27 protein-coding genes are annotated in these 22,936 nt (G+C 64.2%); 12 read left to right on the plus strand and 15 right to left on the minus strand.

The window, feature by feature from the left end; all coding sequences use genetic code 11:
* Positions 1–325 precede the first annotated feature (325 nt).
* From AB4Y67_RS18625 to AB4Y67_RS18660, 8 genes are all read right to left on the minus strand, one after another.
* Positions 326–796, minus strand: a complete 471-nt coding sequence (locus tag AB4Y67_RS18625) for a DUF1345 domain-containing protein (RefSeq protein ID WP_441407243.1) — start codon at positions 794–796, stop codon at positions 326–328.
* Positions 768–1,709, minus strand: coding sequence for a glycosyltransferase family 2 protein (locus AB4Y67_RS18630; RefSeq protein ID WP_441407244.1), 942 nt, complete (start codon positions 1,707–1,709; stop codon positions 768–770). Before AB4Y67_RS18630 ends, AB4Y67_RS18625 begins: the two co-directional genes overlap by 29 nt.
* On the minus strand, positions 1,706–2,632 hold the full coding sequence (locus AB4Y67_RS18635; RefSeq protein ID WP_441407245.1) for a glycosyltransferase: 927 nt from the start codon (positions 2,630–2,632) through the stop codon (positions 1,706–1,708). Before AB4Y67_RS18635 ends, AB4Y67_RS18630 begins: the two co-directional genes overlap by 4 nt.
* Complete coding sequence (locus tag AB4Y67_RS18640) at positions 2,629–3,777, minus strand: glycosyltransferase (RefSeq protein WP_441407246.1); 1,149 nt, start codon at positions 3,775–3,777, stop codon at positions 2,629–2,631. Before AB4Y67_RS18640 ends, AB4Y67_RS18635 begins: the two co-directional genes overlap by 4 nt.
* 175 nt (positions 3,778–3,952) lie before the next feature.
* Positions 3,953–6,007, minus strand: a complete 2,055-nt coding sequence (locus tag AB4Y67_RS18645; RefSeq protein ID WP_441407247.1) for a glycosyltransferase family protein — start codon at positions 6,005–6,007, stop codon at positions 3,953–3,955.
* Positions 6,008–6,122: 115 nt separating this feature from the next.
* A complete protein-coding gene (locus AB4Y67_RS18650) occupies positions 6,123–7,682 on the minus strand; it encodes an oligosaccharide flippase family protein (protein ID WP_441407248.1) in 1,560 nt (519 codons plus the stop codon).
* The gene (locus AB4Y67_RS18655) at positions 7,679–7,924 is read right to left on the minus strand and encodes an ATP-binding protein (protein ID WP_441407249.1); all 246 of its coding nucleotides are present in this window, start codon (positions 7,922–7,924) and stop codon (positions 7,679–7,681) included. The genes AB4Y67_RS18650 and AB4Y67_RS18655 overlap by 4 nt, the downstream gene beginning before the upstream one ends.
* Positions 7,925–8,169: 245 nt before the next feature.
* On the minus strand, positions 8,170–8,844 hold the full coding sequence (locus tag AB4Y67_RS18660; RefSeq protein WP_441407250.1) for a DUF1345 domain-containing protein: 675 nt from the start codon (positions 8,842–8,844) through the stop codon (positions 8,170–8,172).
* Positions 8,845–9,084: 240 nt separating this feature from the next.
* On the opposite strand from AB4Y67_RS18660, the gene rpsF reads away from it, so the two are divergent.
* The 4 genes from rpsF (at position 9,085) to rplI (ending at position 10,873) form a co-directional block, all read left to right on the plus strand.
* Positions 9,085–9,390, plus strand: coding sequence for a 30S ribosomal protein S6 (gene rpsF, locus AB4Y67_RS18665; RefSeq protein WP_056428835.1), 306 nt, complete (start codon positions 9,085–9,087; stop codon positions 9,388–9,390).
* A gap of 57 nt (positions 9,391–9,447) precedes the next feature.
* Positions 9,448–10,038: a single-stranded DNA-binding protein gene (locus tag AB4Y67_RS18670; RefSeq protein ID WP_224048018.1), complete on the plus strand. Its 591-nt coding sequence runs from the start codon at positions 9,448–9,450 to the stop codon at positions 10,036–10,038.
* A gap of 125 nt (positions 10,039–10,163) precedes the next feature.
* Positions 10,164–10,403, plus strand: coding sequence for a 30S ribosomal protein S18 (gene rpsR, locus AB4Y67_RS18675; protein ID WP_003800144.1), 240 nt, complete (start codon positions 10,164–10,166; stop codon positions 10,401–10,403).
* Positions 10,404–10,420: 17 nt separating this feature from the next.
* Complete coding sequence (rplI, locus tag AB4Y67_RS18680) at positions 10,421–10,873, plus strand: 50S ribosomal protein L9 (protein WP_441407251.1); 453 nt, start codon at positions 10,421–10,423, stop codon at positions 10,871–10,873.
* Positions 10,874–11,033: 160 nt separating this feature from the next.
* On the opposite strand, the gene AB4Y67_RS18685 is transcribed toward rplI, so the two are convergent.
* Positions 11,034–11,492: a DUF1801 domain-containing protein gene (locus AB4Y67_RS18685; RefSeq protein ID WP_441407252.1), complete on the minus strand. Its 459-nt coding sequence runs from the start codon at positions 11,490–11,492 to the stop codon at positions 11,034–11,036.
* A gap of 65 nt (positions 11,493–11,557) precedes the next feature.
* Here AB4Y67_RS18685 and AB4Y67_RS18690 point away from each other — a divergent pair, with 65 nt between their 5' ends.
* The 3 genes from AB4Y67_RS18690 to AB4Y67_RS18700 all read left to right on the plus strand — a co-directional run bounded on the left by AB4Y67_RS18690 (position 11,558) and on the right by AB4Y67_RS18700 (position 13,641).
* Positions 11,558–12,418, plus strand: a complete 861-nt coding sequence (locus tag AB4Y67_RS18690) for a PhzF family phenazine biosynthesis protein (protein WP_441407253.1) — start codon at positions 11,558–11,560, stop codon at positions 12,416–12,418.
* A 165-nt stretch (positions 12,419–12,583) separates the two neighbouring features.
* Entirely contained in the window at positions 12,584–13,210 is a 627-nt protein-coding gene (locus AB4Y67_RS18695) for an FMN reductase (RefSeq protein WP_441407254.1), read from the plus strand.
* A 53-nt stretch (positions 13,211–13,263) separates the two neighbouring features.
* The gene (locus tag AB4Y67_RS18700) at positions 13,264–13,641 is read left to right on the plus strand and encodes a zf-TFIIB domain-containing protein (RefSeq protein ID WP_441407255.1); all 378 of its coding nucleotides are present in this window, start codon (positions 13,264–13,266) and stop codon (positions 13,639–13,641) included.
* Between the two features lie 16 nt (positions 13,642–13,657).
* Here the strand turns inward: AB4Y67_RS18700 and AB4Y67_RS18705 are convergent, their stop codons facing one another.
* On the minus strand, positions 13,658–14,230 hold the full coding sequence (locus AB4Y67_RS18705) for a hypothetical protein (RefSeq protein WP_441407256.1): 573 nt from the start codon (positions 14,228–14,230) through the stop codon (positions 13,658–13,660).
* A gap of 4 nt (positions 14,231–14,234) precedes the next feature.
* The gene (locus tag AB4Y67_RS18710; protein WP_441407257.1) at positions 14,235–14,702 is read right to left on the minus strand and encodes a hypothetical protein; all 468 of its coding nucleotides are present in this window, start codon (positions 14,700–14,702) and stop codon (positions 14,235–14,237) included.
* 646 nt (positions 14,703–15,348) lie between these two features.
* Between AB4Y67_RS18710 and dnaB the strand changes: the two genes are divergently transcribed.
* Positions 15,349–16,731 carry a replicative DNA helicase gene (gene dnaB / locus AB4Y67_RS18715; protein WP_224048010.1) on the plus strand — a complete coding sequence of 461 codons (1,383 nt, stop codon included), beginning with the start codon at positions 15,349–15,351 and terminating at the stop codon, positions 16,729–16,731.
* 10 nt (positions 16,732–16,741) lie between these two features.
* On the opposite strand, the gene AB4Y67_RS18720 is transcribed toward dnaB, so the two are convergent.
* Together AB4Y67_RS18720 and AB4Y67_RS18725 are read right to left on the minus strand one after the other, a co-directional pair.
* On the minus strand, positions 16,742–17,716 hold the full coding sequence (locus AB4Y67_RS18720; RefSeq protein ID WP_441407258.1) for an acyl-CoA thioesterase: 975 nt from the start codon (positions 17,714–17,716) through the stop codon (positions 16,742–16,744).
* Between the two features lie 162 nt (positions 17,717–17,878).
* Positions 17,879–18,313 carry a DoxX family protein gene (locus AB4Y67_RS18725; protein ID WP_441407259.1) on the minus strand — a complete coding sequence of 145 codons (435 nt, stop codon included), beginning with the start codon at positions 18,311–18,313 and terminating at the stop codon, positions 17,879–17,881.
* A gap of 143 nt (positions 18,314–18,456) precedes the next feature.
* On the opposite strand from AB4Y67_RS18725, the gene AB4Y67_RS18730 reads away from it, so the two are divergent.
* From AB4Y67_RS18730 to AB4Y67_RS18740, 3 genes are all read left to right on the plus strand, one after another.
* On the plus strand, positions 18,457–19,812 hold the full coding sequence (locus tag AB4Y67_RS18730) for an MATE family efflux transporter (RefSeq protein ID WP_441407260.1): 1,356 nt from the start codon (positions 18,457–18,459) through the stop codon (positions 19,810–19,812).
* A gap of 17 nt (positions 19,813–19,829) precedes the next feature.
* On the plus strand, positions 19,830–20,423 hold the full coding sequence (locus AB4Y67_RS18735; RefSeq protein WP_441407261.1) for a hypothetical protein: 594 nt from the start codon (positions 19,830–19,832) through the stop codon (positions 20,421–20,423).
* 84 nt (positions 20,424–20,507) lie between these two features.
* Positions 20,508–20,888, plus strand: a complete 381-nt coding sequence (locus AB4Y67_RS18740) for a hypothetical protein (RefSeq protein WP_441407262.1) — start codon at positions 20,508–20,510, stop codon at positions 20,886–20,888.
* Positions 20,889–20,946: 58 nt separating this feature from the next.
* Here AB4Y67_RS18740 and AB4Y67_RS18745 read toward each other — a convergent pair whose 3' ends face one another.
* Entirely contained in the window at positions 20,947–21,489 is a 543-nt protein-coding gene (locus AB4Y67_RS18745; protein ID WP_441407263.1) for a CGNR zinc finger domain-containing protein, read from the minus strand.
* A 111-nt stretch (positions 21,490–21,600) separates the two neighbouring features.
* Here AB4Y67_RS18745 and AB4Y67_RS18750 point away from each other — a divergent pair, with 111 nt between their 5' ends.
* Positions 21,601–22,632 carry an EamA family transporter gene (locus AB4Y67_RS18750; protein WP_441407265.1) on the plus strand — a complete coding sequence of 344 codons (1,032 nt, stop codon included), beginning with the start codon at positions 21,601–21,603 and terminating at the stop codon, positions 22,630–22,632.
* Positions 22,633–22,701: 69 nt separating this feature from the next.
* Here the strand turns inward: AB4Y67_RS18750 and AB4Y67_RS18755 are convergent.
* A partial coding sequence (locus AB4Y67_RS18755; RefSeq protein WP_441407264.1) for a hypothetical protein occupies positions 22,702–22,936 on the minus strand: 235 nt, incomplete at its 5' end.

Raw genomic sequence — 22,936 nt, forward strand, 5'->3', positions numbered from 1 at the left:
TCCACTCCACCCCGAGAGACCATTCAGCCGGGGTTTCCGATGAGAAGAACCAGGTCCCGAACTGACATAAATACCTCCGCACGCCAACGCTTGTTGCAAAACGAAGGCCCGGGTCACGCTCGGGGTTGGAGCGAAGGCCCTGACCAAAATGGCTTGCTTTTTGCAAATATAGCCGGGGGCATGCCGGGGGCCTAGGGCGCCCAAATAGTCGAGTAGGGCATCGGCTGAAGTCGAGTAGTTTTCCTGTCCAATACTCGGTTTTTGTCCTGGGATCCGCCAAAAGACCGGAACCGAGACGGCAATGTATGTCAATCTGCCCCGGGGCTCAGAAGGCGAGACTGATCACGAGGCTGATGGTCGTGGCGAGGATGACGGTGCCAAAGAGGTAGGACAGGAGGCTGTGCTTGAGCGCCTCCGCACGGATGCCGTGGTTCTGGAGGGCGGTGTCCGAAACCTGGTAGGTCATGCCCAGACTCGACGCGAGGTAAGCGAAGTCGGTGTACCGCGGCGGTCCCTCCTGGTTGAAGTCGATGCCGCCCACCGCCGTCCCGGATTTCCCGTCCGTGCTGTAATACAACTCGGCGTACCGCAGCGTGAACAGCGTCTGCACCAGCAGCCAGGACAGGGCCACTGACGCCAGCGCCAGCAGCCCGCCGCCCAGGCCGGACCTGCCTTCGCCGCTATGGGAATCAACGACGACAGCGGCCACCGCGCCGAGGCTCGCGAAGGTGACCGAACAGTTCTTCCGGACGCGGGTGTAGAGGCAATCAGGACGGCTCCTGGCCCTGTCGTCCACGGCGAATGACGAGCATGTGGTCGATGGCGCCCAACGTCAGTCGAGGAATCTTGGCAAGCCGTCTCCACAAGAAATAGATCTGGAAGTCCACGCCTTTTCGTTCGGACTTTGATTTGAGGACATCCCTCCAGGAGGCGAAACCCAATCGAATTGATTCCTTCAGGCCGCCAAATTGCCCGCACCGAATCAAAAGAAGGCCCAGATGAGCGCCGACGACGGGCGCGAGGAGTAATGCGGGCGTGTGGCACCACTTGAAGCGAAGTTCACTGCGCCACCTCAATTGACGCCTTCGCAGGGGCTCGCGGTCAGCATTGGGGCAATGCACAACCGGGTCTGAGGTGCCGTGCCTAACGACCATGCCAGCGGCCAAGAGGCGAATCGCTATGTCGGATTCCTCGCAGTAGAACTTATAGGATTCACGCAGGCCGCCGCAGTCGAGTACGGCATCCCGGCGCAGACCGTGCGCGGCACCGATGAAGCTCCTGGTCAGCTCAATCGAACGGCCAGACATATCGCCTTGCATTAGTGTCCCGTTTTCAATAAAGGGAATGGCAATTGCTGCAATGCTGGGTGACGTAAAGTCGTCAAGGGTTTGTTGAGCAGTGTGGGCGGACATAAAGTACGCATCGTCGTCCAAGATGATGACAAACGGTGTGGAAGCCGCCTGGATACAAATATTCCGGGCGGCGATAAGGCCAACATTTGCGCGGCCCACGATGAGCCTTACGCTGGGAAACTGCTCCCGGACGGCCTCTGCCGTACCATCCGAGGACGCGTCATCGTAAACAATGATGGGGATTGGCGGCTCCTGTGTAAGAGCGCTTGAAAGCAACCTCGTCAGATCATCAACCCGGTTATACGTGGAAACACACAAACTGATCTGATTCATTGGCTTAGCCTCGGCGGCGCTCACGGTTCGGCCTTCCGTTGCTGCGCCGTGCGAAATGCCCACTGCGCTTTTAGCCGGTCGAGGCCTTCCTTGCCCACCAAGGTCATGGCCGCCTGCTTCATCAGGGATCGGCCCGAGTCCAGCGCGACCCGGCGTGGCCTCTCCAGCGCGAAGTCCCTCATGAGGTCGAGTCGGCCGACGTCGTCAATGCCGTCGAGCAAGGCTCCGAACGTAGCGCGATACGGGGCCGGCGATACACGCTTCCCGCGGATTCTGTTGCTGACATTGGAATCGTGAACGACTTGGAGCCATGCCGGGGCACCGGTGAGCTCGCGGACGCGCATCGACTGTCCCAGCAGGTTGTGCCAATCCGACCAGCATGTCCGGGCGGCCCCCCATTCTTCCCGGACAGAGCAGAAGGCATTTGACCGGTCCCGGCGGAGGTAAAGGGCGCTGCCACTGGTGATCAGACCGTTGGTCAGGTAGAGCGCCGAACGGATGCCGTCGCTTCCGGCGGCCTGCAGACGTTCGACGAAGTCCGCCGCCAGGCCGTCGTCATTGTCCAGGTTGGTGGTCAGGAGCTCCCGGTGATTCGCTCCGGAAACTGAGCGCAGGTCCTCGAGGAGTTCGCTGCGTCCGACCTCGGCCCGGTAGATGGGGGTGAATGTCCCGCGGTGGTTGAGGTCGTCCATGGCGCTGACCAGCCATTCGGGGCTTTGCGGGTCGAGATAGATAATCCACTTGAAATCCTGGCGGGTCTGTTCAAGCACCGAGGGCAGGCAAAACCGGCGGAATAACTCGATCCGAGTACGCAGCCAGCCATCCTTCGCCCGCACAATGCTCTCGGCACCTGCCGACGGGAGGTTGAACCGGGTCAGCAGCACGTGATCGACGCCGGCGCTGCTTTGATCTCCTGCCGGCGGTCGGAAGGTCCTGGGTTGGCTCATGGCTTGACTCCTTGTAGTGTCTCGAGAATCTGGGCCGCCCTGACGTGCCAGGTATGCAGGGCAGCGACGTCGCGCCGCCGGGGCCCGAGGTCAGCCTCATCCGGGCTGTCGAGGATCCTCCGGACCTGGTTGGCGAAATCGACGGGCCCGGATCCGATGGCGACATGTTCGGTGTCGAGCCAGCGGACTGCCGGCAGGTCGCTCGCAACGACGGGCATTCCGGATGCGAGGTACTCCAGCGTCTTGAGAGGAAAGCTCGAGCGGTTGAATGCCGTGTCCGCATAGGGGGTCAACCCCACACCGATCTCAGCCAGGTGCGGAGCGAGTTCCCGGGACGGGAGTTCGCCGAGCCAGGTCACGTTGGGCGCGGCAAGGAAGGCATCGAGCCGCCTCCCTGTCTCTTCGTCGTGCTCAGTGCGGGGACCGATCACCAGGAGTGGGATTCCGGCGTTCTGGACGGCTTCAAGAAGCTGCATGTCCAGTCGCTCATTCAACTGTCCGATGAGGCCGGCATTCCGGCGGCGCGGCGTGCCATGCTCCCAGCGGTCCGGAAGCTCGCAGCCATTCGGGATCACGACGACGGAAGCGGCCGCGTCGGCGGTCCCCGCCAGGACCGAAGCAAGGGGTGGGGAGACCGTGGCACACACGTCGGCGGTTCGCAGGTTGTCCCGCAGCCGCCTTTGCACCAACCGGCGGGACAGGTTCATGAGTTCGGCTCCCGCAACCCAGTCGTCGGTGACGTACAGGAGCTTTGTTCCTGCGACTCCCGCGGGAAATCTGCTGATCGGCGAGGAGAGAATAGTCGCGAAGGGGCGCAACCGGTGCCGTCGGAGTGCCGTCTTGATGGCGCGGGCCAGAAGGACATTTGCGACGGAGGAGTACCCAAGACGGGCAAATCCGGGGACCGACAGGGAACGCACCCGGGTGATACCCGGTGCCACCTCCATGACTTCGACAGTTCGTAGGCCCCGCCCCCACCGGTTCTGATTGGCCCGGTGTAGGGGAAGCGGCGGATCGATCCACAGGACCGGGACGTCGGCAGCCAAGGCCATGGCGAGCCGGTAGTCGGTTCCGTGCACGTCATCCCAGCGGCTCCCCGGAATATAGAGGAGCACTTCCTGTTCCGGTGTCCGGCGCTTTTTCATGGGGATGCCTGCCGTGCGCCATGAGCAGCAAAGGCCGTGGCCGCAGGCTTGCGACCCGCCAGAGGGAGGGAAGTGAAGCCGTCAGCTGGAGCGGACCCCATCAGCCCAGCTGCGTCGATCCAGTCATCCGACATTTCGAGAACCCCGGTGCGAGGCAACTCGGTCGTCCGTGTCCTCATGATGCTGCCTCCACGGAGTCGGTGGCCGCGAGGGAAAGCTGTCGAAGAATAGCCCGACCGCCTTTCCGGGAAGGCTCGTGGGACTCAAGACCGAAGTCGCCCCCCCGTAGGAGGCCGGAGAGAAGCCTGTAACCGCCGACGGTCGTCGTTCCGTTGATGATGACAAGCGAACAGGTAGACAGGGCAGTGATATCTGCGGCAGTGGGGGGATGGGCGTCGACTTCGTGCAGGCTGATGAGAGTCAGTACCCGTTCGGATCGTGGCTGCCCAAATAGTCCCTGCGTGGATGCTTGGGCGCAGGAATCGACGTGATGCAGGGGAGGAAGCCAAGGGTTCATCCGAAGACCCGCTTCAAGAGCCGCGCGTCCCCTGGCTTCCGGCGTGCCCACTAGGACCGCATACGAAAGCTGTTCTCGGCGGGCGAGGTCCTTGATCGTCGTTGTCCATTCGTCCGACACAATTCGCTGCTTGTACGGGGATAACATCATGCGCGCACGCTGGATCCACCCGGACTTCAGACGAGTCCTGACGGTTCGAACCAACCGCTTTGGAATCCGGCGCCAATATGCTGCACCGTTCGGTCGAATCGGTCGAAGTTCCGCGGGGTGAGCCTGACCGGGTATCGCGCTTTCCTTGAGTAGCTGGGCACTTCCTTGCTGACCGCATGTGAGGAGCATGGTGACGAATTCTTGCCGCCATAAGTCCCAGCTGAGCTCGGGCACAGGGGCAATAGTCGGGCGTACTCCAATCCCTTCGCTGCGAATGGGCATGGTCTCCAGGTCAGGACGCAATGTGGCCAGTACTGAGCGCACGCGGTCCAGCTCAGGGTGCTTCAGGTTGGGAAAGCGGTTCGATGACGAAGCTGCTTTGGTCATCTCGCCGGCGCAAACCAGCGATCGTAGAAAGCACGCCCAAAGAACGGGGTCAGGATCAGCGGCTCCCCGAGCGTCGAGATTCTCAGACACCGCCTGGGTAGCCCAGTCCAATGCAGCCTCACAGTCGCCTTTCGTGAGGCCCGCAAATACCAACCCGGGAATGGCTTCTGGAATGGAGTAAAAGTTCAGGCACTTCAGGAATTCGCGCTCCGCAAGCTGCGGCAGTCCAGACCGAAGCAACCGCCAGCCCGCCGCGAGATAGGTTCTGTCGGTGCCAGGTCCCACGATAATTGGCCGAGGGGAATCCGCTGGGGATAAGGCAAGCGGGCCGCTGGGGTTCTCCTGAGTGATCTTCTGTCCCGGTTTTCGCTCCAGATTCAAGTGGAGCCATTCCAGGACCTGGCTGCGGTTCGCCTCCGTATGCCTCGAATGCACGAGTTCGAACCCGGCTTGGGTAATGCTTCGAAGTTGTTCCTGGTCACTCGACAAGGCATCCAGCTTCTGGAGCACATCATTCGGATCAGCGAAGACACAGTTGACCATGTCTTCGAACCCGAACGCCTCCAATCCCGGGGTCCGCTCGGTTACCAAGCAGGACATTGATGCGGGAATCTCAAGTTGCTTGCGAACGACTTCCTTGGCCATGCTGCCGCAAGTCGGGACAAAGACGCTGGCGTTCAGCAATTTCGCATAGCGTTCACCGTATACAGTTCGCGCCGTAGCTCCGCCCCACCCAAAATGCGGCATGGTCATGGTCGCGTAATTCTTCGACAGTACTCTGCTGACAGCGTTGCGCCATGGATAGTGGGGTTCCTGGCTTCCAGTGACGAGAACTGGGATATTCTTCTCCAGCCCGTAGTCATGAAAAACCGCTGGATCGATTGCGTTCGGCCAGACGAAGAGATTTCCTGCGATGTCGGGCGAATATTCAGCCATGGCCACCGACGTTGTGAAGTAGTTCTCAACCCCCCAGTGCGACATATCGGAGATGAAAACGGCACGCGCGATATCGTATGCGTCAGAATGCAGGAAGCCCAGTTTGGGAATGTCGGACCGGGCCTCTGTATTGGTAATCCGGCGACCCCCGGAATACACCCCCGATTCGAAGACGCTGAGGGCAGGTTCAAATTTGTCGCAGACCTGGCCATAGTCGCAGTCATAGTCAACTACTTCCACTTCGAAAAAGTAACTTAGTGTGCGGACCTGTGCGTCCAAATGCTGCGAAAGAAAAGGCGCAAGCCCGGGTTTGGTCCAACGGAAAAGTAGCATCCTTGGGAGGGCGCCACCTGCACTAGCTGTCATTTTGACCCCTGCCTACTGAAACTTTCTTCCCGAATGCGCCCATCAATGACCCGTAGAAGCGAATTGAACGCAGGACTCGTCCTTGGAGGGGATGGGGAAGGAACTGGACGACCATCGGAACCACCAGGAGGCAATAGGTCGTTCCGCCAACGAGGCCTCCGGCAACGAGGCTGCCCAAAGGTTGGCTGAACCAACTGGAGGCCCACAGTGCCATTGCCCCGGCCAGCACCGAGGCGAAAACCGGGGTGGCCATGGAGACGGCGAGTACCCGCGCTGCCGAGGCGACTGATCCGCGCAGAGACCAGAGGTACATGGGCACAATGACAAGGATAATGACGGCGACGTGGGCATATGCGGCGCCTGTCAGCCCAAGCTGTGAAACCCCCACCGCAACTGAGGGGATCAAGGCTGCTATCCAAACGGATTGGACGACCATGACTGTGCCGGATCGACCCGTTCCAACCAGTAGGTTGGACAGCAACAGTGATAGGGAGAACAGTGCGCCATACACGGCCAGGATAGACAGTACGGGCGCAGCCAAAATCCAGGTCTCCCCGTAGATCACTTCGATAAGCGAGTGGGACAGCGCCACCGTAAGTGCTCCAACCGGAAATGCTATCAACGAAACCATTTGGGTTGCGCGCCTAAGCATTTGCCTTAGGCCATCGGGATCGGATCCTATTGCCGAGAATGCCGGCATGGCTACGCTATTGATCGTGGAGCTGAGCACCGATGTGGACCATGAGGCAACAGTGAAGGCCAGCATGTATATCCCCAATTCGTCGATTCCCAAAGACTTGGCAATAATTGCGTAATCCGCGTTAAGGAGGACGTAGGACAGCAGATTAGCTCCAGCAAGAGGAAGTCCGAATCGGAGAACGGGCATGACCTCAGGTCGTTTCAGCCGCGGCCAATAGTGCCGCTTTACGCTAACGGCCATAACGGCTCCGCCTATTAGCTGTCCCAGGACCCTTGACCAGGCGAAGGCCAGCGCACCGTTCCCCTCGACGGCCAAGAAGATGAGAAGTGCATTCATGGGCAGGAAACTGACGACACTCGCGAGTAAGACTCTGTCTTGCCGGAACTCTCGGACGAGTAGGGCACCCGGGACCGTGAAGACGCCCCCCAAAAAGACAGCTATGGACAAGACGCGAATCGCTTGTGCTGCTTCTGACGCACCCAAGGAAGTTGCCAGTGGCTCCGCAGCGAGGGCCATGATGCAGGCCAGCGTGAAGCTGCTCAAAAGTGCGAGCAGCGCTACGGTGGATGCCACGCGATCCGGATCAAGGTCGCGCCTCGCAATGCAAGAGGACAGGCCCAGTTCGCCGAAACTCGATACGACGGCATGAACCACAAGCGCAACGGCAAAGATGCCAAAGTCGCGAGGCGTGACAATCCGAATAACCAACGCCATGATCGCGATGTTGGTAACTTTCAGGAGCAGGGTGTTGACCCCGCTCCATAGGGCCCCCTTGATCGCACGCACACCCACTTCGGCGTCAGCATTCGTTGCGCCGACTGATCGATCGCCTGGATTAGTCTTGTTCATTTCCGTCCCAGTGCGGCAACCGACTTTTCGGCGATATATTCTTGTGGCTCAGCAGAGATAAGCGGACACATCGGCATGGAGCGGATGAGAACCTGTCGGTACTCATTCAAGGTGGGGATCTCCGCGAGCAATGACGACTTGCCGCTGCCGTGTCCTCCCGTGACAATCAGGGCGGATTCCCTGGGACTGCGGATAAGCGCACGAATCCGAGCAATTTCCTTGTTGCGGCCGAACAAAACCATGACTGCCCCCATTCCACCCCGAGAGACCATTCAGCCGGGGTTTCCGATGAGAAGAACCAGGTCCCGAACTGACATAAATACCTCCGCACGCCAACGCTTGTTGCAAAACGAAGGCCCGGGTCACGCTCGGGGTTGGAGGCATCGGCTGAAGTCGAGTAGTTTTCCTGTCCAATACTCGGTTTTTGTCCTGGGATCCGCCAAAGACCGGAACCGAGACGGCAATGTAGGGCAATCTGCCCCRGACCCTAGAAGGCGAGACTGATCACGAGGCTGATGGTCGTGGCGAGGATGACGGTGCCAAAGAGGTAGGACAGGAGGCTGTGCTTGAGCGCCTCCGCACGAACGCCGTGGTTCTGGAGGGCGGTGTCCGAAACCTGGTAGGTCATGCCCAGGCTCGAGGCGAGGTAAGCGAAGTCGGTGTACCGCGGCGGCCCCTCCTGGTTGAAGTCGATGCCGCCCACCGCCGTCCCGGATTTCCCGTCCGTGCTGTAATACAACTCGGCGTACCGCAGCGTGAACAGCGTCTGCACTAGCAGCCAGGACAGGGCCACTGACGCCAGCGCCAGCAGCGCGCTACCCAGGCCGGACCTGCCTTCGCCGCTATGGGAATCAACGACGACGGCGGCCACCGCGCCGAGGCTCGCGACGTTGGCTGCCAGGATCAGCAGGTCGGTGATGCTGCGGGACGGGTCCTCTGTTGTTGCATGCGCGCGGGTTTCGTCGGGGTCGAAGCGGCCGATCGCAAGCCAGACCCACACGACGTAGGTCAGTGCGGCGACACCCCAGCCCGCGGCGGGAGCTGCCACCCAGTGCCCGGTCAGTCCGGTGACTGCGGCTGCGGTAGCGCCTGCGACGAGCATCGCCGCAAAACGCAGCCGGCTGCGTCGGACAGGGCTGGTGGATTGGAATCCGGTGGTCATTCCCCGATCATGGCACAGGGTTGTCCACATAAAGGCCGGCGCTGCTTCCGGGACCTGGCCGGCGGCGCCTACCCTGGACAGACATGGAATCGCGGAATCCGGTCCCAATGCACTAAGCTATTGAAGTCTGTGCTGCGCCCTGCCCCCGTTCCTGGGGGAATGYGGGCACATGGCACCGCAAATGAACCTCCTGTTACGGAAATGCCGTAACCGCTTAGCCCAAAGGAGGTGGGTTCACATATGCGTCCTTACGAATTGATGGTAATCATCGACCCCGAGGTCGAAGAGCGTACCGTTGAGCCAACGCTTCAGAAGTTCCTGAACGTCATCACGACCGATGGTGGAACCATCGAAAAGGTTGACATCTGGGGCCGTCGTCGCCTGGCTTACGAAATCCAGAAGAAGTCTGAAGGTATCTACGCCGTGGTGAACTTCACCGCTGAGCCGGCTACCGCCAAGGAACTTGATCGCCAGCTGAGCCTCAATGAGACCATCATGCGCACCAAGATCACCCGCCCCGAAGAGCAGAAGGTTGTTGCTGAGTAATCTCAGCTTCAAATTTTCACTCTTCACCCCCCGCAGGAACGAACAAGGAGGCAGTAGATGGCAGGCGAAACCACTATTACGGTTATTGGCAATCTCACCAATGACCCCGAGCTGAGGTTCACACCGTCAGGTTCGGCAGTAGCGAACTTCACCATCGCGTCTACTCCCCGCACCTTCGACCGCCAGTCCAATGAGTGGAAGGACGGGGAAACCCTGTTCCTCCGCGCGTCGGTATGGCGTGAAGCCGCCGAAAACGTCGCCGAGTCCCTGACCAAGGGCATGCGCGTGATCGTTTCCGGCCGGCTGAAGAGCCGTTCCTACGAAACCAAGGAAGGCGAGAAGCGCACCGTTATCGAGCTTGAGGTCGATGAAATCGGCCCCAGCCTGCGCTACGCCAACGCCAAGGTCAACCGCACCCAGCGCTCCGGCGGTGGGGGTGCCGGCAACGGTGCCCAGGGTGGCTTCGGCGGCGGCAACAGCGGCGGCGGCTTCGGTGGCGGTTCTGGTGGAAACCAGGGCGGCAACTCGGGTGGAACCTGGGGCGGCAACCAGCCCGCACAGCAGCAGGATGACCCGTGGGCCACGCCCGGGGTCAGCAATGCAGGCGGCGGCTGGGGCAACGGCCCGGATTCCGAACCTCCCTTCTAAACAACATCTAAGGTTCGACGACGGACCCCGCCGGACGCCGCGAGGCGGACGGGCGCTGACCGCCGTCGGATCACCACCATCCCGTGGATCAATATCCACGGGCTCCATCGAATAGGAGCTCCACGATGGCTAAGGCTGAACTCCGTAAGCCCAAACCAAAGTCCAACCCCTTGAAGGCCGCTGACATCACTGTCATCGACTACAAGGACGTAGCATTGCTGCGCAAGTTCATCTCCGACCGCGGAAAGATCCGCGCCCGTCGCGTCACTGGCGTCACGGTGCAGGAACAGCGCAAGATCGCACAGGCAATCAAGAACGCCCGCGAAGTTGCTCTGCTGCCTTACTCCGGCGCTGGCCGCGGCTAAGGAAGGGATTAACTAACATGGCAAAGCTCATTCTGACCCACGAAGTAACCGGTCTCGGTGCTGCAGGCGATGTTGTCGAGGTCAAGGACGGTTACGCACGTAACTACCTGCTGCCCCGCAACTTCGCCCTGACCTGGTCCAAGGGTGGCGAGAAGCAGGTTGAGTCCATCAAGGCTGCCCGCGCCGCCCGCGAGCACGCTTCCCTGGAAGACGCTCAGAAGCAGGCCGCTGCACTCTCCGCCAAGCCGGTCAAGCTCGTTGTCAAGGCCGGCGAGACCGGACGCCTGTTCGGCACCGTCAAGCAGGCCGACGTTGCTGACGCTGTTGAGGCCGCTGGCCTTGGCCGCATCGACAAGCGCAAGGTTGAACTGCCGACGCACATCAAGTCGGTTGGTTCCTACCAGGCCAACGTCCGTCTGCACAACGACGTTGCCGCTGTGATCGACCTCGACGTAGTCGCAGGCAAGTAGTCGTTTCGACTGACTGAACTGCTGGAAAGCCCCCGCCTCCGGATTCCCCTGGGAACCGGACGCGGGGGCTTTCTGCTGAACTCCAGCGCGTGGTCACTTACGGTGCATGGTGCTCGGCGTTATGGGCTGTAAGTGACCCTGCGTTGCTTGGGCGGGACACTCAGCCGTGGTGAAGCACCGTGGTGGCGTGCCGGTACCCGTTCCGGATCAGCTCGGCCAGCACCGCCTCGTCGACGTCCTGGAGTTTGTTGACGTACAGGCAGCCCGCGCCCGTCTTGTGTTTCCCCAGCCTGCCCAGCAGGTCAGCCGCCTCGGGGCCGTACGTCAGGCCGTAGAGCGACAGGCTGGCCTTCCGCGGCGAGAAGCCGACGGCGGCAGCGTCGCCTTCACGCCCGGTTTCATACTTGTAGTGGTAGGTGCCGAAGCCAACAATCGTCGGGCCCCACATCTCGGCCGGCTGCCCCGTGATCCCGGACATCAGTTCCAGCAGCCGGAGGCCGTCCTCCCTGCGTACGGGAGGCTCGACGGCGGCCAGGAACTCCTCGACGGACGCGCCGGTTGCCACAGTCTTGTTCTGAGCCTTGTCTTGGGTATCGGCGCGGGTCCTGTTCACAGTCATGTGGGCAGTCTCCCAGACCGGGGCAGGCTTGTCAGCCGCAACGCCGCCGGTGATAGCCTGCTGCGGTGACTTTGAATCCTGCACCTGCGCCCCGTCTGAGGCCCTTCGGGCAGGTGGACGTCTTCTCGTCCGAGCCTTACCGCGGCAACCCGCTGGCGGTTGTCATCGACGCCGAGGGTCTCTCGGCGCAGGCCATGCAGCAGTTTGCCAACTGGACCAACCTCTCCGAGACCACATTCCTGCTGCCGCCCACCGACCCCGGCGCGGACTACCGGGTCAGGATCTTCACCGGCAACGAAGAGTTCCCCTTTGCCGGCCACCCCACCCTTGGCTCGGCGCATGCCTGGCTTGAGGCCGGCGGGATCCCCCGGCAGGACGGAGTGCTGGTCCAGGAGTGCGGGGCGGGGCTTGTCAGGGTAAGGCGCGACGGCGGCCGGCTGGCTTTCGCGGCCCCGCCCCTGACCCGCTCGGGACCCGTGGGGGAGGAGGACCTGGCCCGCGTCGCCGCCGGCCTGGGGATCCCGCGTGAGGCGCTGCTGGATGCCTCCTGGCTGGTCAACGGCCCGGACTGGATCGGCGTGCTGCTGGAGTCGGCGGGGCTGGTGCTGGGGATCCGGCCTGACTACGCGGCCATGGCCGGGCTCAAGGTGGGCGTCATCGGCCCCCATCCCGCCGGATCCGAGGCCGGCTTCGAGGTGCGCACCTTTATACCGGGTGACGCCGCGGCGGAAGATCCCGTGACCGGCAGCTTCAACGCCGGGGCAGCCCAGTGGCTGATCCGCAGCGGCAGGGCTCCGGAGTCGTACATTGCGGCGCAGGGGACAGTGCTGGGCCGGGCAGGCAGGGTCCACATCGACGCGGCGGGGGACGACATCTGGGTCGGCGGCAGCTCTGTGAGCTGCATCGAGGGCTTCGTCCTGCTCTGACCCCCTCCGTTGCCCCGTCAATCCTGGTTGCCATTCCGGCCGTTTAGGGCCCAAAGGTGGTAGCGCAACGACCGAGGGAATAAAAGGCGCCGGGCCCCGCTTCTACAGGTAGATGCAAACGCATGCATCAGGGCTTCGGCCCCCGCCTCACACCAGGAGCACTCCGTGGAAACACGCCGTATCACCGTCCTTTCCGCCGGACTCGGCGTCCCGTCGTCGAGCCGCCTGCTCGCGGACCAGCTGGCCGCGTCCGCAGAACGCCAGCTCGCTGCGGCCGGATACGCAGCCGACGTCGAAGTTGTGGAGCTGCGGGACCTTGCGGTGGATATCGCGAACAACTTCGTGACCGGCTACGCGGCACCTAAGCTGGCGGGGGTGATTGCCGGCGTCCAGGCGTCGGACGGCATTATTGCCGTCAGCCCCGTTTTCAGCGCGTCCTACAGCGGCCTCTTCAAGTCCTTCATCGACGTCCTGGACCCCAAATCCCTGGCGGGAAAGGCTGTACTGCTCGGCGCCACCGCCGGAACCGACCGGCACCAAATGGTCCTGGACTTCGCCATGCGGCCGCTGTTCACGTACCTGCGCACCCGCACCGCCCCGACGGCCGTCTTTGCCGGTCCCCAGGACTGGGGGAACAACGACGACGGCGGCTCGCCCCTGTCAACGCGGATCGACCGGGCGGCGGGGGAGTTCGTCGGGCTGCTGCAAGGCACGCAGCCCGAGCCCACGCAGGCTGCACTGGAGTCGCTGCCGTTCGAACAACTGCTCGCCGGCATTTCGGGCCGGCGTTGACGCCGCCGGCAGGCACGGCGAACTATTAGTTCCTCCGGGTCGTTGTGCGGGACATGAAATGTCCCGTGGATTCAATTGACCTGATTATGAGCGAACGAAGTGGTGTCGAGATCGATTACTGCCCCAAGTGCCGCGGGGTATGGCTGGACAGGGGCGAGCTGGACAAGATTCTTGACCGTGCTGCGGAGACCATGGGTCCCGCAGTGCCGGTGCCGCCGCCGGCTCCACCGGCATCGGTGCCATCCGGCCACATCCCGCCGCCGCTCTACAACCTGGACCCGCGCAGGGACGGCCGGCGGTCGGATGACCGCCGTTATGATGACCGCCGGTACGACGAGCGGGACCGGCCCCGCTATGACCAGCCGCGCTATGACGAGCGACGCCGCCCCAAGAAGAAGGAAGGCTGGCTCGGGGAACTGTTCGACTTCTAGCCGCTGGGGCCGGAGGTCAGTCCTCGAGCAGGGCGATGAATTCGCGCGCCTGCTTGATGGAGATGTCCGAGTGGCGGGTGAGGGCCTCGGCAGCGGCCTCGGTATCGCCGCTTCTGGCCAGGGTGCGGATCCTGCCGTAGATCTCGTCGTTGAGCATGTTGCTGCTGACCTCGCGCGTAACATCGCCCTTGCTGGCGATCGCCCGGTACCGGTACGCGAACCGCTGCGGAGCGTCGTCGTCGTCCTCGGCCGGCTCCTCCTCGGGGGCCTCCGGCCGGAATGGCTGCGGATGCGCCGCCAAGGCGCCCACGGCGTCCCGCGAGGCGCGCAGGCCGTCTCCTGTGGCCTCGAAGTACAGCTTGATGGCCGCCATGGCCTGCCCTTGGGCGATCAGCGCGTAGAGGCGGCGGTGTTGGTCCTGGCTGAGCTTGGCCGCGGCTGTGCGGGCGAGTTCAAGCGGGTCGCGTGCGGGCCGGGGCGCAGTGTCCGCCCGGGGCCGGGCGCGGCGGCGGCCGAGGACGCGGGCGCCGATCAAGACCCCGGCACCGACGAAGGCCAGAATCAGGAGGGGGACTAGCAGGGATTCCATGAAGCTACAGCCGATCTACAAAATTCTTGGCGGTCAAAAGATCTGAATGGGTTGCCTGCCGCAGCAGCCTGATGGCCTGGATCTTCTTGCCGTTCCGGGCCAGCGACTGGAGTTGCAGGGTGAACTGGGGATTGAGCTGGCCCCCGGGCAGTACAGGTCCTTGGTAGCCGTGCTGCCCGGCGGCGGGCGCGGATCCCGCCTGGGCGCGTAGTGCCTGGCGGGCGTTATCTGCCTGCTGTGACTGCTGCTGTTCGTTCTGGCTGGGCCTGGTGACTGCGTCCACGCGGGCGCGGGCTGCGGTGGCGGCCTGCACCTGTGCGGCGTAGTGCGCCTGCGAACGGACTGCCAGTTCGTGCTGGTAGCGCTCCGCGTCGGACATGCCGAAGTTGCGCGGCTTGAGGGCCGTAACAAACGCCCAGAGGACTGCTGCCAGGATGAGGGCAGGCAGTATGACCAGCAATACATCGCCCATGTGAAGAGCTTATGCCAGATCGCAGTTATCCACAGCACATGCCGCGAACGGCATGCGGGGCGCCGCCGGTCCCGGCCATCACAGCCCATCCTGAGGAGCTTCCGTGAGGACCATCACTTAATGTGCATATTTCCGGCCGAGTGTGGCCTCATGTGCCGCCCGCTATCCCCAGCCGCAGGCCGCGGGCTGTGGATGAGCTTTGCCGAAAATTCTTTTGTGTCCACACCATGAATGCAACGTTTCCGCAGGTCAGCGGCTAAATGCAGCAACAACAAATTTTCTATCCACAGCTGTTCCCACAGGCTGTGCACAAGCAGAAGGCACTAGTGCACAGGTTATCCACAGGCGCGTCGGCCAGTCGGGTTGGTGCCTGCCGGATCGGGGGATACCGTTGCTGGAGATCGAGCTTTGGATACCGAAATCCGGTGCTGGCTGCACGACGCCTTCCTTCAACCTCTGACCCGCAAGGGCACGGACGGACTGTGGAAAACCGGCAGTGCCGGAAGGCGGCCAAAGTGTCGGAGCCGGCTGATAGGACTTAACCCGTCGGAGATACGCCGGGTCGACGCCACGGGGCACCAAGGCCCATGGCATACGCGTCGCCGGCGCGGATATCCGCCGCGGCACACAATGAAGGACGGCAGTTTTGTCAGTTACGCATCTGGACTCAGTCGAGGGGACCCGGGGAGCCGAAGGCAGCCGCAAGCCGCCGCAGGACATTCCCGCCGAGCAGTCCGTCCTGGGCGGCATGATGCTGTCCAAGGACGCCATTGCCGACGTCGTCGAGATCCTGCGGGGCGTGGACTTCTACCGTCCCGCGCACGAGACGATCTACGAAGCGATCATCGACCTCTACGGCCGCGGCGAACCTGCCGACGCCGTCACCGTCTCGGATGAACTGACCAAGCGGGGTGAGATCAACCGGATCGGCGGCCCTGCCTACCTTCACGAGCTCATCCAGACCGTTCCCACTGCCGCCAACGCGGGCTACTACGCCGAAATCGTGGGTGAACGCGCGGTCCTGCGCCGCCTGGTCAATGCCGGCACCAAGATCGTCCAGCTCGGCTACGGCCAGGACGGCGAGGTTGAAGACCTGGTCAACCAGGCCCAGGCGGAAATCTATGCCGTGGCGGAGCGCCGCACCGCAGAGGACTACGTGGTCCTCAAGGACGTCATGGAGTCCACCGTGGACGAGATCGAAGCGTCCGGCCACCGCGAGGAGGGAATGACCGGCGTCCCCACCGGCTTCTACGAACTCGACGAACTCACGCACGGCCTGCACCCCGGCCAGATGATCGTCATCGCCGCCCGCCCCGCCGTCGGCAAGTCAACTTTCGCGTTGGATTTCGCCCGCTCCGCAGCCATCAAGAACAACCTCGCCACCGTGATGTTCTCGCTGGAAATGGGCCGGAACGAGATCGCCATGCGCCTGCTGTCCGCGGAGGCCACGATCGGCCTCCAGGACCTGCGCAAGGGCACCATCAAGGATGAGCAGTGGTCCAAGATCGCCACCACCATGGGCCGGATGAATGAGGCTCCGCTCTTCATCGATGACAGCCCCAACATGTCCCTGATGGAAATCCGGGCCAAGTGCCGCCGCCTGAAGCAGCAGCATGATCTCAAGCTCGTCATCCTTGACTACCTCCAGCTGATGAGCTCCGGCAAGAAGGTGGAGTCCCGCCAGCAGGAAGTCTCCGAATTCTCCCGTGCGCTTAAGCTGCTGGCCAAGGAGCTGCAGGTTCCCGTCATTGCCCTGTCGCAGCTGAACCGTGGCTCCGAACAGCGCCAGGACAAGCGTCCGATGGTCTCGGACCTTCGTGAATCAGGTTCCATTGAGCAGGATGCCGACATGGTCATCCTGCTGCACCGTGAGGACGTCTACGACAAGGAATCGCCGCGCGCCGGCGAGGCGGACATCCTCATCGCCAAGCACCGCAACGGCCCCACCAAGGACATTGTGGTCGCCTTCCAGGGCCACTACTCGCGGTTCGCGAACATGGCGGCCGACGCCGGCGGCGGCGGCTTCTAGCCGTACGCGGCTAAGCGCCGCCGGCCCGCAGCAGGTGGTTGGGCAGCCGGTTCCCCGGCGCCCGGCCCCGGATCTCCAGCAGCTCGCGGGCATGGGCGTGCAGCCGCTTGTCCTCCTCGGACACCGGCACCCATGGCGGGATCGGGACGGACGTGCCGTGCTCGTCGCGCGCCACCATCACGGTCAGGCAGTAGGTGGTGAGCTCCAGGTCGCGCCCCTTCGGGTCGCCCGAGCGGACATGGACCGCGATGTGCATTCCTTTGGTTCCGGTGTAGACCAGCCGGGCCTCGACTTCCACCACGTGGCCAATCAGCAGCGGGCGGTAGAAGCGCACCCCGCCGGAGAACACCGCCACCGTGTCCATCCCGCAGTACCGCGAAGCGCACACGTAGGCCGCTTCGTCAATCCACTTCATCACGATGCCGCCGTGCACCTTGCCGCCCCAGTTCACATCCGTGGGGGCGGCCACAAAGCGCAGGACCACATTCTCGGCGGTTCCGGCGTCGGTATATTCCTGTCCGCTCATCGCCTGGACGATGTCCTCGCGGACCTTGATCCGCGCCAGCGCATGGTCCCGCTGCTCGATTTCCTCCGGCGTCACCGGCTCGAACTGCGGCACCGGGATGGGCTTGCCGTCCGCGCCGACGGCCACGAAGATCACCATGCACTGGCTGCGCATCGAGGCCGGGCCGCCCTTCGGATCCCCCGAGGACACGACGGTGCGGATGTGCATGGAGGACCGGCCCGTGTAGACAATCGTCGCCTCGACGTCGACCATGTCCCCGCTGTTGACCGGATCCGCAAAGTGGATGTTGCCCACATACGCCGTCACGCAATAGGACTTGGCCCAGCCCACCGCGGCGGCATAGGCCGCCTTGTCCACCCACTCGAGTACGGTTCCGGCGTCGACCGAACCGCTGTGGCCGACGTCCGTGGGGGCCGCAAGGAAGCGCAGGGTCACGGAGTTGGCGGCGTTCTCACTCATGGTCAGAGTTTACTGACCGCCCGGGGGCTGCGTCGCGGGCGAGGACACAAATGCGGGCCGGGACGCCACACGTGCCCGGCGGTCGGGGGCGGATACGACGGCGGGCGGCCACCCGGAGGTGTCCGCCCGCTGCCGCGCGCCGCAGGGGCGCCGGTGGTTGCCTTATGCCCGGACGCTGAGCCTGGAGCCGCCGCGGCCGAACAGGACCTTGTCCACGGAGACTTTTCCTGCGCCGACGAGGGCCACTGCCAGGGCGGCGGCAGCCAGGATCAGCACCAGTTCGTAGCCGCCCGTTTCGGCATAGATGCCGGCCGGGGCATGGACCAGGAATAGGGCGCCGAGCATGTTTACGGCGAGCAGGGCAGCGAATACGCGGGTGAGGACGCCGAGGATCAGCGCGACGCCGCCGACGAGTTCCAGCGTGGCGATGACCGGGGCTGCGACGCTGGCGGCCGGGACACCCATCTGTGCGAAGGCGGCCTGGGTGCCGGCAATGGTGAACTCATTGAATTTCTGCCAGCCGTGGGCGGCGAAGAGGAATCCCGCGACGATCCGAAGGATGGTGCGGGCCGAGGTGGTGAGTGTGGACTGGTTCATAGGGTGCCGTTCTGACGTAGGAAGGGCGGCTGCAGGCCGCCACGGATTTAGTTGAAGATTCAACTTCTAGTGTTCCGGTATGTACTTGAAAAGTCAACTAATGCGAAGCCGGGCGACGCCGGAAGTGCCGTTAGGGTGGTTCCGTGCCTGCCTCTGCCCAGACCCCCGCCACGCTGCCGTCCGCGGCCGCCCGGCGGCGGGAGATCCTGCGTCTCGCGGTGCCGGCCTTCGGTGCGCTGATTGCCGAACCGCTGTTCCTGCTCGCCGATGCGGCGATCGTCGGACATCTCGGCGTGGCCCAGCTGGCCGGCGTCGGACTCGCGTCGGCGGTGCTGCACACGGTTGTGGGCCTGATGGTGTTCCTCGCCTACTCGACCACGCCGGCCGTGGCGCGGGCGGTCGGCAACGGCCAGCTTCCCCGGGCCCTCGCGGCCGGCCGTGACGGCGTCTGGCTCGCACTGCTCCTCGGAATCGTCCTGGCCGCGGCCGGCTTCCTTGCCGCAGAACCTCTCGTTGACCTGATGGGCGCCGGTGCAGAGGTGCGGACATTCGCAGTGGAGTACCTGCGCTGGTCGATGCCCGGGCTCGTGGCGATGCTGCTCATCTTCGCCGGGACCGGCGTGCTGCGGGGCCTGCAGGACACCCGCACCCCGCTCCTTGTGGCGGCCGCCGGTTTCACGCTGAACGTCGTCCTCAATCTTTTCCTGGTCTACGGGCTGCAGTGGTCCGTCGCCGGCTCGGCGATCGGCACCAGCATCGCCCAGTGGGCCATGGCTCTGGTCTACGTGGTGATGGTCCAGCGAAACGCCCGCAACCACGGGGTGTCCCTGCTGCCCGATTGGCGCGGCGTCCGTGCCCTGACCAAGGTGGGCTCGTGGCTGATGCTGCGGACGCTCAGCCTGCGCATCGCGATCCTCGCCACGGTTGTCGTGGCCACGGCCCAGGGGCCGGTGAACCTGGCCGCCCACCAGCTGGCGATGACAGTCTTTACCCTGCTTGCGTTCGCCCTGGACGCCCTCGCGATTGCTGCGCAGGCGATGATCGGCAAGGAGCTCGGGGCGTCCCGCCCGTCGGCCGCGCGGGAGCTCACCGGGACCATGGTCCGCTGGGGCCTCGGCTTCGGTGTGCTCACCGGAATCCTGCTGGCCGTCGCGGCGCCGTGGGCAGGGCTGCTGTTTACGTCCGACGCCGACGTCCAGGCCGCCCTCACGCTGGCCCTGTGGGTGCTTGCCGCCGGCCAGCCGATCGCCGGCTATGTGTTTGTCCTGGACGGCGTGCTGATCGGTGCGGGAGACGCGAAATACCTGGCGATTGCCGGCGTCGTGAATCTCGCCGTGTACCTGCCGCTGCTGCTGGCCGTTGGGCAGTCCGGCGCCGCCGGCGGCGCGGGCCTGCTCTGGCTGTGGGCGGCGTTCTCGCTGGGCTACATGGCGGCCAGGGCCGTGACGCTGGGCCTCCGCGCCCGAACGGACCGGTGGATGGTCCTGGGCCCGCAGTGACGCACTAAACTGGGCGGGTGACTCTCCATGCAGCCCCTGACGCATCCGCCGCCCTTCCCGCCGCGGCGGACCTCTGGAAACCTGTGCTGGTCCGGGCCGCCATCGCACTCGCCTTCGGTGCCGTGACCGTGTTCTGGGCGTCGCCGTCACCGGAGGCCATGGGGTGGGCCGGCGGCCTCTACCTGCTGGCCACCGGCGTGGTGCTGCTCTGGACCGTGAACAGGACGGGCCTCAGGGCCGGGACCGCACCAGGCAAGATGCTTTCCGCCGCAGGTGCCGTGCTGGCAGGGACCGGCGCCGCGGTCGCGCTCATCCCGGGCAGCCTCGTTTTCGGGCTGCTGGCGGCCCTGGGCCTTGGCCTTGCCGGCGCTGCAGAACTCTATCTCGGCATCACCCACCGCGGCCGGTCCGTGCTCGCGCGGGACTGGATGGCCTCCGGCGCCGTCGCACTGGGCACGGCGGGCCTGCTGCCGTTCTTCATCGACCTCGGTCCGCACGCCCTCCTCGGGGTCGCCGGCGGCGGCGCCATCATCAGTGGAGTGCTCTGGGTGTTGGCCGGCCTGACCCTTCGGCACGATGCACGGGCCGATTCCGCGGAGGCCGTAAACTAGTAGGGACAGGTTCTACCTTGCGTAGAACGATTGCGGCATCACAACTGCCACGCCTGGCGGCGTCGGCTGCAGGAGGAAAGCACCTTGGCACAGCAGAAATCTGGAGAACCGCGCAAGATGCGGACATCGGTCAAGGGGCCGCTCATGTTCTCCGCTTTCTGGGCTGTGCTGGCTTTCATCGCCACGCTGATCTTCGCCTCCGGCGGCACCGCGAAGATGCCCCGCTTTGACCTCGCGTTCATTGCCGCGGGCATCGCCTTCATCGTGATCCTGGTGGTGCTGGCCATGCTTTCGATGGGCCATAAGCCCAACGCCGAATATCTCGGCAAGGGATCCGGCGTCAACCTGAGTTCCAGGAACTCCGGCCACGGCGGCCATCCGGCCCAGTCCCGGGCGGAAGCCGACGCCCCGGGCGCCGGAACCGAGGACGGTCCCCGTGACACCTCCGGCGGCGACCCCCGCTAAGAAGTGCGGCGCGCCGTCGTCCCGGCGCCACATCCGGACCCGTCCGTGAGGTGCGGGCTCAGGTCGCGGCTTTCCGTGCCCGATACGCTGCCACGTGGGCGCGGTTCGCGCAGTTTCCGGTATCGCAGTAGCGCTTGGAGCGGTTCCGGCTGAGGTCCAGCACTACGGCGTCGCAGTCTTCGGCGGCGCACACCAGCATGCGGTCCATCTCTTTGCTGCGGATGACGTCCACCAGGGCCATTGCGGCCTCCGTGCTCATCCGGTCCGCCAGCGGCGCTTCCTGTGTGGCGGCGTGCAGGTGCCAGTCCCATTGATCGTGCTTGACCAGTTGGGGGAGTGCCTGCGCCTCCCGCAGCAGCCGGTTCAGGGTGTCCACTGCGGCGGACTCGTCCGCGAGCCAGAGGTCGGCAAGCTCCCCGCGGAGGCGGTGCACGCCGGCCAACTCGGCCGCGTCCCGGGTCCGTGAGCCGGCGAATTGCTCCGCCGCCAGGAACCGGTCCAGATCCTGGGTGGTGGCGAGTTGTTCATCCCCATTGGCCGCGGTGTTAATCAGGTTCACCACGGAACGCAAGGCAATTTCTGTGTCAGGGGCAAAAAGCATCTTGACTCCTTACGTTAGCCTGGCGTACTGTCATGAGCATAACCCTACTTTACTCCTGACAGGAGGCAGCCCGTGTCTGCCGCACGCCGCACCGCCGAAGCACCGGTCACGATGGATTCCGGAACGCAGTCCGCCGGAAAACCCGACGCCGGAAAGCCCGGCGCGGCGACGGGCTTCCTGGCATCGGGCCTGGGGGTCGCCTTGTTCTCCTCGGCGGTTTTCGGCCTCTCCGGCTCCTTTGCCAAGGCGCTGCTGGAGACCGGCTGGACCCCCGGTGCGGCCGTCACCGCCCGCCTCACGGGGGCCGCGCTCATCCTTGCCGTTCCCGCCATTGTGGCGCTGCGCGGACGCTGGCATCAACTCAGGGACAACTGGCTGACGATCATGCTCTTCGGATTCATCGGCGTCGCCGCCTGCCAGCTGTTCTATTTCAACGCGGTGTCCCGGCTGTCGGTAGGGGTTGCCCTGCTGCTGGAATACCTTGCCCCCGTGATCATTGTGCTGTGGCTCTGGGCCGCCAGCCGCCGGCGTCCGCGGCCCCTGACCATCGCCGGAACCCTGCTGTCACTGGGCGGGCTGGTCCTGGTCCTGGACCTGACGGGAGCCGTCAAGATCGACGTCATCGGCGTGTTGTGGGGGATCGCGGCCGCCGTCTGCCTGGCCATCTACTTCTTCATCACCGCCAAGGAGAACGACACGCTCCCGCCGATCGTCCTTGCTTCCGGCGGGCTCATGGTCGGTGCCGTCACCATGTGGCTCGCCGCAGCGACCGGTCTACTGCCGATGGCCTTCAGCACGTCCGACACCCGGCTCGGCCCCTGGGTCACCCCCTGGTGGGTGGCTTTGGGCGGTCTCATCGTGCTGGCCACGGTGCTGGCCTACGTCTCCGGAATTGTGGCGGCGCGGGCCCTCGGTTCCAAGGTGGCCTCCTTCGTGTCGCTGACCGAAGTGTTGTTCGCCGTCATCTGGGCGTGGCTGTTGCTGGGTGAGCTGCCCGGTCCCATCCAGCTCACGGGCGGGCTGCTGATCGTCGGCGGCGTCGTGCTGGTCCGGCTGGACGAGCTCCGGACGTCGTCCGGCGCCGGTGGGGCGGCGGTGCCGGCAGCGCTCGACCATGCGAACGACGTAGAACCGGTGCCGTAAGGGGGTCTGACGCAAACCGGCCCGGACGCTGCTGCGTCCGGGCCGGTTGAGTGTCTGGTGGCTGCCTGCCTAGCGTGAAGCGCTTTCCTGCTCGGTGGCGTTGCGGCTGGCATGCTTGCCGGCCTCCTGCAGCGCCTGGGAAACCTTGGCCAGGGCGGCAACGTGCTGGCCGTTCCATTCGCTGCGGAACTTGTCGGCGTCCGGGCCCTTCCAGTCGGTGCCCTCGAGCACCTTGGTCAGCAGCGACCTCTGCTTGTCGATCTCGGACGAACCGGCCTGCAGCTTGGTCCCAAGAGTCTTGAGC

It is taken from the genome of Arthrobacter sp. YAF17 (assembly GCF_052113365.1).
Classification (GTDB): domain Bacteria; phylum Actinomycetota; class Actinomycetes; order Actinomycetales; family Micrococcaceae; genus Arthrobacter.